Source organism: Bdellovibrionales bacterium (assembly GCA_016714165.1).
In the GTDB taxonomy this organism is placed as follows: Bacteria; Bdellovibrionota; Bdellovibrionia; order Bdellovibrionales; family UBA1609; genus JADJVA01.
Genome location: JADJNU010000018.1, coordinates 1 through 7,814 on the forward strand (window position 1 = coordinate 1; position 7,814 = coordinate 7,814).

Sequence of the window (7,814 nt, forward strand, 5' to 3'; positions counted from 1 at the left end):
CTTTCCAAAAGGCGACAGAGAGCAAGTGAATTTTCAAAGAACCCAACCGGAACTGCATTCAAAGCCCAGACTCTCGCCACAAAAACCTTAATACTCACAATACGCTTCGATCACCTACCAATTGGGGTAAGGTCAAAGTGCGGTTTCCCAAGTTCTGTGTCGGCAATTTTACGACGATAGCACTGAGCACTTTTACAAGCATCTCTTCCCACAGCTTCAAAGACGCCTCCTCTGAAATACGTCCGGCCGCGCCACCGACTGGCTTTGTCAGCAATCTGTGTACATTCCCCGACCGTCCTTTTCATCCATGTCATAAGTGAGTGTCCATCCCTGTTGAAGAAGAGTTAGAGTTGGTTCCCTGCTGACAGTCAGGAGGCGCAGAAGATTGCGCGGAAACATCTTCGCGTCCTGCAAAATCAATCGTCCTCCAGCCTGGAATCAAGCCAGCTGCTTGAATCAAATACTTCTCGCACTTTCGAACTAACCCCAAACATTTTCATTCGCACCACGGACACCGCTCGATCACCAGGCTGTGGCAACGAACGAGCATCGGCCTGATAGCTTCGGCATTAAAACCATATCTTGCAATCACTCCGTTCAGATATCCTACAATGAGAGGTGAAATATCAAAGAAGACATAATGATTCTCAGGGAGAAGATCGACAAATAATCTGTCGGCCATTCCAATACCGCTGCCTATGTCCCAATACTCACCATCGAGTTTTCCAACTTGTTTCAATCCCTCCTGCCTAGATTGGAAGAATATGGGTCGCTCTTGTCTGAATCCGTAGCTAAAACCGAGTTCATGAAGATAGGTGCGAATCGCAAAATCACCCTCTCCCTCAAGACTCAATACTTTAAGGAGCGCAGTAAACTTTGACGGACTTTTATTATAAATAGCTGCTACCACGAGGCCAAATTCATCTGGTTTTTCAGCCAGAAATTGGTGCATGACGTGGATCAAGGAGTGCGTGTCGGCTGTACCAGGAGTGCTCTCCTTAAGGAATGCAACCAATTTAGGAACCTTGAGCGCAATTTCCAACAATCCATCTAGCTCCTGATCGCTAGCGGGTCGCGCCTCCTTTTCTCTTAATCTTAACCAGGCAACTGGCTCTACAGGTACTGTAAAAATATCCTCATATCGTAGGCTGGAATTTAGAATCGATTTGATTCCATGGATAATATCGGCTGCGTTCCGCTCTAAATGATCAGATCGACGTCTCTCCCCATGGCCCCCTTGATTTTCACTTGACCCTCCCGGGCCTTTCGAGTCTTCAAGTAAAGCCCGGGCGCAGGTCGGTCCTGACTGACCAGGCTCCAAAAGAAGATTAAGTTCAGTGAGAACGGAAGCATATGCAAATGAACCAGAAATCAAGAAGGGGCCTAAGGCCAACGGAAGTCCAACATGAATCCATCGTAATATCCTAGTCATATCACGACCCCATGTGCAATCTTAAGGCCAAGTATCGTCAATCCTCTTTTCCTTCTCGCAGATTTGCTTTGCTTCGCTTGACATTTTGCCTCCATACTTTGAGTCTTTAACAGGGGGATTTATGGATAAAATCGGTTTTGCGGCTGTTGCACTTTTTTTATGTTCATTTGCTTTCGCTGGTGAAGGTTTGACGGTCGTTAAGAAATCTGGCCAAGTTCGCTACAATCAAAAGGAAGTCAAAGCAGGTGAATTCTTACCTCTTGGAGGATTGATGGAGGTCGGCAGCACTGATGAGTCATTTGTCGATCTCACATATCCCGAAGGGCATCGCCTTCGGTTAAAGAAAAATACAAAGGTGAACTTGATTGCCTTAGGTACAAAAAATGCGAGTCAAATTGATATCACCATCGGGCAAGTATTTGCCTATTTTGTGAAGGACAAAAAGGCAGAAAATATTCAGATAAAAACCAAGTCTGCTGTAGTAGGCGTACGCGGGACAAAATTTTTGGTCGAGGCCAGTGAAGAAAAAGGTACCTACGTTTGTGTTTGCGAAGGTGTGGTCAATGTGCGAGGGGTCGGAGACCACTCTAAAGACGGAGAGCGGACAGTAAAAGCAAATCAAGATCTTTGGGCACGACCAGGTAAGTCCATGGGGATTCCTATCGATTCGCCCGATATGTCTAAAATGACCACTGCCGAATTCGCCGATATGGGCGTACAGTAAACTCTCCAATTAATTGCATCCTTCAAAGGAAGTGTCTCATTTTATTCACGACTATGTCACCGCTGGTCGGTCAAGCCACAGGCTTCTCACTTTGATCAAGCTTCATCTGAAGTTCTAAATCCCAAGGCCGCTCCTCAGAAATTCGCATCATCATCCGATTCAATTCTCCAATCCAAATGGAGTCTTTAGCGGCTTCGGCCACCATTTGCGCGGCCCCCACGTAATCTGAATCAAACGGATTAAGAGATACCAAGTGATGCATCTTTTGTTTCGCCTTTTCAAGGTGGCCCGATTTCACTTCGGCGATTCCAACCTGCGCAAGTAATCGATACGACACATGGCCAATTTCGCGCAGCACCTCATAAGCCTTCTCCAAGTCTACCTTAAGAGTATTTTTTTCAGCCTGCTCAGTAAAGTGATTGCAGATATTATCCATCTCTAGATCCACCGATTGTCGAAATGCCAGGCTGCACGGATCCATTTCGACCAGCGAACGAAACATCTGCAAGGATTCAAAGTAATTCTCCTTACGCCCCTCAACGATGGCCCAAATGTAATAGAGTTCCTTTAGGTTCGAGTTGAGCGGACCGTCCGATTCCATTTTCCCAATCACTTCAGCCAAATGCCTCTCGATGACTTGCACTGGAGTATCTCCAAGCAAGGCCTTTCTCAGTACGCTTAACTTCTCCTTCATGATGTAGACCTCTTTCGCAGTAAGGTCTATTTTTACATAGGGCCGGCCAATGCGAGCCGGCGGTTCAATAACATAATCAATTAATTGTTGGTTTTGTGTCTTCTGGGCAATAATCTCGACTTGATCGCGAAGTCCCAATAGCCGGGGACTCAGACAACCAAGGGTAAAGCCAATTTTCCGGCCTCGGCAAAACGCTGATAGCCAACCAGAAATTTTAAATACTCAACTTGGTGCCAAATATGCAACGCCGATTCTCGTTTTAAGATATCATACAAGAGTTCAATCATTGGGTTTAGAGCGTCCTGGTGCATGAGATCTGAAAGCGCAGATGGTGCAGCTCGTAGCATAAAATCCCGCACCTGCTGCAACGAAAGACTAGTTGGCATTCTGCGCAGGCCATCCAACAAAGCATTGTAAGCCTGCACAATCTTTCCATCTGAAAAAAGCGACCCCGTTTTTAAAACCACCAATGTATCTCCACATATTCTTGACTCGTCAGGATTTAGTTGCGCTTCAAGTTCAGCCAACTGACTCAAACTAAGCGCTACATCGCGCTTAAAACCCCGCCAACAACTGACCAAGAACCTTCTCCCTATCTGCTGCTACACATTCAGTCCTCATAAACCTCCCGAACGATTTTCTTCAGATGAAGTCCAAAAAAAATGCCGCATTCATAGCACAAGCTTAGTTATCTCCCCGCAGCTCTCTTAGATATTCATTCACCGTTGGTATATACTCACATGCCTCGTCCCAACCACCATCACAGGACAGTCTCAGATATTTAAGGCCGATCTCATCATGCCCCCTCAACCCCATTGCACATGCCAAGCGGGAAGCTCTCTGGATCTTTAAGGTACTCACAGAATCTCATCAGGTAATGCAGACCGTGTCGACACCTTCCCTGCACTGCTCACCATATTTTGTAAAACTCGTCAGATGGCTGAACTGACGACAACCTCTGCCCACCAATGGCAATCTGCGGGACACCTAAAACTCCGATCAGCAAACCTCCTACAATTAAATTTAAGAACGGCCTCGCACCCATATCCACCCCCTTTTGTGCCTTCAGTATGCCCATATACGGCGACAGTTAAGGTCAGATTCAATTTGAGATTCAATTTGAAATTCAGTTTGATACACCTCTCAAGACTGGATGCTCAGGGCCTCAAGAAATGTGAAACATCAGCATCATAAACTATGAGTGTCTCTCCGTATTTGTTGAGACACACTATTTTTAAGCCACTGCTCGATTGGACAATGAATTTCGAATAAGACAGATCTGGGTGAGCTCCATAGGGAAACTCGGCGAACCCAAGCCATTGACCCAATTGATTCCCAACCAAATCCGTCGATTGTTGTCCAAGAACCAGATAGATCCGTCATTAAAACCGAATAGGTCAATTGCAGTGGGTAGGGCGTCAACCCCGAAATCGAGGCAGCTGACTAGTTCCAAGTCAAAACCAAGCCGGATGATCCATCCCATGTTCTTATTTGAGATCCGGCCGCGTAAAAAAATTTAGTTCCATAGAATCAACGCGAAGTAAGGTCAAGTACCCATTACTTGTGGTAGGAAACCACTGCGCGGGCAATTTTGGTGGAGAAATTTCACCACCGCGTGATGGGGGCAATCCAGTGTTTTGATCAATGGTTCTGCCGTCTTCTGGTTGGCTGCCGACGGGTGGGAGACCGGTGTCCCCAGATGGACCGCATGCCATTGCAAAACGACTGACATAATATAGGGTGAGAAGAATCGCAAGCTCCTCATCTACTTACCCCCGTCGTTCCATGTGCAGGTTATCCAATTGCTGTCGCCTGTACTTTACCGTATTCGCGCCAATCATATTGGTGAAACGAGATCCAGAAATCATATTCTGAATCCATGTTCAGATAGCCAAAACGAATGCCCTTCCGGTTGGCTTTATTTCCTAAATTGGATCTCAGCTAAGTACAAATATGGATTTGGGAGTTCAACCACACGCTTGTGCCTTATTTGGCCTAACTCGGGCATAATATATATGCCTGCTGATGAATTCGTGAAATAGATCGGTAGCCCAATAAACGACCCCGATCCTTCGATCGCGTAATGATCTGTCATATCACTGGTCTCTGTGTATTCTGTCGCAACATCATACGTAATGCCCACGCAAAACCAAATGCCAAAGAAATCTCTCTCGTCAGTCCAAACTGCGCTGTTGGAAGTCCATATTGAGCTGGGAGCCGACTCCACTGAATATCCAAACACACTGCAGCCAGCCAGGCCTCTTTTGAAAGCCCGCTGGTTCGCTCACAGAATCAAATGAATTTGGTAATAAAATCTGAAGTCGTGTGCGATAAATCCTCGGTAATCAAATTTCGTTTTGTTGGATTTAGCTCAAAGTGAACCCATCTCAATTCGTCCTTCTGAACCTCAATCAATTGAATTTGTGTTTCAAATCCCTTTAATCTCGCTTCAATGCGAGCTGGTTTTCCAACAAGGACCTGGATGGGTTGAGTTGATGAATTGCGATGGCTGATGCCATCAACAACAACCTCAGCCCACCTGGGACTAACATTGATTCTCAAAGTGCCCATCGCCGGCAGTAGTTTATGATGAACCTTGTGATTGACTCCCAAAATCAAAATGGTGTCGGTTTCGACATCTTGGTAATTCTCGTGCGTAAGATGAATTTTGTGAACGCCAGCTGACAGCACCCCCGCTACTCTTAGCGGCGTCACCCCCCATCTTTCAGAATCGATGAATACAGGGATGCCAAGGGGCTCTGATGTCAGCTCTCAAAATAGTTGAATAGCTCATCTCTGGTTGTCCAACTTCATTGAAGTGAATTGGTTCAGCCGCGCCAGATCTCTTTGCCGCTCATTTTCAAGGCAATCTGATGCAGAGGATACCGAAATAAAAATCCAGACGCTAACCCGACCGCTATTACTTTCAACAAAGCTGTCTATTTGCTCAAAATCAACAAGGCGAACCCTCGGGAAAATCTCTTGAACCCGTTTGTCCAAGACCACTTGATTGAAGGACTCATGACTAGATGATGCGATCGAGGTCTCGACCCCAAAGTTTTCGCGTACTGCAGTTTCCTGGGCCTGATCTTTTGGCCGTTCTCCAGGCCTCCTTTTCGCTCATTTCCTCTGTCGCTCTCGGCCAACGTAGTAATTGTATTGTGCATCGGATTTTGGGCACAGAAGCAATCCACTGCGGGCGGCACTTGCAAAGTTTCACAGTGGCAATATATGAGAAAAGGAGGATAAGCGACTTCATTGTTACTGAACCTCAGTTGTGGATTTCTCAGCCTCAAACTTTGGCATTTCCTTGGTTAGTTCAGCTGGGTTCTGTTTGTGACTGAAGAAATCAACTTGTCGCTTATTGAGCGCTTGCCTGAGACCTGGATCGACTTCCGCCATTTTGAATACAACCGCACGTCGAATTGATTCGTAATCTTGCACTCTTATTGAACCCAAAATAAAACAGTCGATCCTTTCGGTGCCATCAATTCTATAGCGCTCATGATACTGTTCTAAAAACCGAAGACCTGTGACCTTTCCTCTGTATTCGCCACATGAGATTGATTGAGTACAAATTGGCATCTTCAGAGATGCTCTGCTGTACATTATCAATTTGGCCTTTGATGTCCTCAGAGATTTCCCGAAGTAAAGTCTCTTTGGTTTCAAGTTTGGCCAGCTGATAGCAGCCGTTGATTCGCTCACTTCCGCGAATCGTATACTGCGTCCGAAAGAAAACCTGGTCGCCTCATTCCAAGATATTTTTTGTCGAATTGACTCCAGTTGGGTTTTCCGTTACTTTGCCCAACTTCAAGCAACTTCTTTCTTCGGACCGCCTGTACATGCGGTGAGCACAGTGGCTACCAAGTAAACTATCAGGATATTTGACTTCATACGGACCTCCTTAAGGTATACCTCCATAATGAACGACCGAGCTGACACATAAGGTCAGCTCCGATAAGAGACAACCCATTATCAAATTCTCAAAGCTCATTTTCATTTTCTCGAAGTGAGACACAATGGCCTCTCAGGATGACTTGGGAACCAGCCGATAGTTTAGTCATGGCCAGACACGAGATGACCCTGAGGGTCTTTCGCATTCTTCATTATCTTGAGACATCACGAATGGGTCCTCGTGTTGGACAAATCCATGAGCGATTACGTGATGATGGTTTTGAAATTGATAAGCGCACTGTGCATCGATACTGAATTGCTACAGCAGGCCCATATAACCCTGAGTCGGAGGGCAACGGACCCGAATCGCGCTGGAAGATGTCGCCTCGACGCTGAGGTCAAACAACACGCAGTTCACTTGATCATGAAATTTTCGCGCTCTATGTCGCCCGAAACTCCCTCGATCATTTGAAGGGAACACCACTTCACGAAGTCCTAAACAGCCTGTTTATGAAAATTGAGAAAATTCTTGGAACGAATACCGACGCATTTCAGGATTTTCTGAAAAACCTTGCTTTTCGTCCGCAGCTAACATGGCATACAAGTGTGCCTCAAGTCATCTTAGATACTGTTTATCACACGCTTGAAGAGGGCCATGTTTTGAAAATCTCTTATCGATCTGAAGCCGGTCAAAATGCTGGTCAATATGTTGATCGTCGAGTAGGCTCCCGAATGTTTGTACTTTGCAAATGGAGGCGTCTACCTGATCGCAAAGGATCTAAAAAAAAACGAACCCCGCACCTATGCTCTTGGCCCGAATCAAAGAAGCCGAGATGGATACGTCTCCAAACATATGAAAAAGAGGACTATCGCCCGAAAACTTTTTAAAGAATCATTTGCATGCTTAATTCTGGCGAGACGAAGGTCGTAGAACTTTGATTGAGGGACCAGTCGCCGCATATGTTTGAACGCCGTTGGCATGAATCCAGCAGACTTTAAAACCGATCTCGGGGTTCGCATAAAGATGAATGTACGAATCAAATGATGAAACTCGCCCGATGGGTTTTGAG

At 45.9% G+C, this 7,814-nt stretch carries 12 protein-coding genes; 2 read left to right on the top strand and 10 right to left on the bottom strand.

All coding sequences use genetic code 11. From position 1 onward, the window contains the following. Nucleotides 1-267: 267 nt before the first annotated feature. Nucleotides 268-420: a hypothetical protein gene (locus IPJ71_19700; protein ID MBK7845866.1), complete on the bottom strand. Its 153-nt coding sequence runs from the start codon at nt 418-420 to the stop codon at nt 268-270. A 76-nt stretch (nt 421-496) separates the two neighbouring features. After that, a complete protein-coding gene (locus IPJ71_19705) occupies nt 497-1,432 on the bottom strand; it encodes a hypothetical protein (GenBank protein MBK7845867.1) in 936 nt (311 codons plus the stop codon). A 121-nt stretch (nt 1,433-1,553) separates the two neighbouring features. Between IPJ71_19705 and IPJ71_19710 the strand changes: the two genes are divergently transcribed. Next, a complete protein-coding gene (locus IPJ71_19710) occupies nt 1,554-2,156 on the top strand; it encodes a FecR domain-containing protein (protein MBK7845868.1) in 603 nt (200 codons plus the stop codon). A 70-nt stretch (nt 2,157-2,226) separates the two neighbouring features. On the opposite strand, the gene IPJ71_19715 is transcribed toward IPJ71_19710, so the two are convergent. From IPJ71_19715 to IPJ71_19750, 8 genes are all read right to left on the bottom strand, one after another. Continuing rightward, the gene (locus IPJ71_19715; protein ID MBK7845869.1) at nt 2,227-2,988 is read right to left on the bottom strand and encodes a hypothetical protein; all 762 of its coding nucleotides are present in this window, start codon (nt 2,986-2,988) and stop codon (nt 2,227-2,229) included. An 11-nt stretch (nt 2,989-2,999) separates the two neighbouring features. Beyond that, complete coding sequence (locus IPJ71_19720; GenBank protein MBK7845870.1) at nt 3,000-3,431, bottom strand: hypothetical protein; 432 nt, start codon at nt 3,429-3,431, stop codon at nt 3,000-3,002. A 103-nt stretch (nt 3,432-3,534) separates the two neighbouring features. Beyond that, entirely contained in the window at nt 3,535-3,711 is a 177-nt protein-coding gene (locus tag IPJ71_19725) for a hypothetical protein (GenBank protein ID MBK7845871.1), read from the bottom strand. A gap of 49 nt (nt 3,712-3,760) precedes the next feature. Further along, complete coding sequence (locus tag IPJ71_19730; protein MBK7845872.1) at nt 3,761-3,928, bottom strand: hypothetical protein; 168 nt, start codon at nt 3,926-3,928, stop codon at nt 3,761-3,763. Between the two features lie 156 nt (nt 3,929-4,084). Beyond that, a complete protein-coding gene (locus IPJ71_19735) occupies nt 4,085-4,333 on the bottom strand; it encodes a hypothetical protein (protein MBK7845873.1) in 249 nt (82 codons plus the stop codon). Between the two features lie 435 nt (nt 4,334-4,768). Then, nucleotides 4,769-5,092, bottom strand: a complete 324-nt coding sequence (locus tag IPJ71_19740) for a hypothetical protein (protein MBK7845874.1) — start codon at nt 5,090-5,092, stop codon at nt 4,769-4,771. A 50-nt stretch (nt 5,093-5,142) separates the two neighbouring features. Further along, nucleotides 5,143-5,619: a PEGA domain-containing protein gene (locus tag IPJ71_19745; protein MBK7845875.1), complete on the bottom strand. Its 477-nt coding sequence runs from the start codon at nt 5,617-5,619 to the stop codon at nt 5,143-5,145. Nucleotides 5,620-6,111: 492 nt separating this feature from the next. Then, a complete protein-coding gene (locus tag IPJ71_19750; GenBank protein ID MBK7845876.1) occupies nt 6,112-6,459 on the bottom strand; it encodes a hypothetical protein in 348 nt (115 codons plus the stop codon). 795 nt (nt 6,460-7,254) lie between these two features. Here IPJ71_19750 and IPJ71_19755 point away from each other — a divergent pair. Then, nucleotides 7,255-7,632 carry a hypothetical protein gene (locus tag IPJ71_19755; GenBank protein MBK7845877.1) on the top strand — a complete coding sequence of 126 codons (378 nt, stop codon included), beginning with the start codon at nt 7,255-7,257 and terminating at the stop codon, nt 7,630-7,632. Nucleotides 7,633-7,814: the final 182 nt, after the last annotated feature.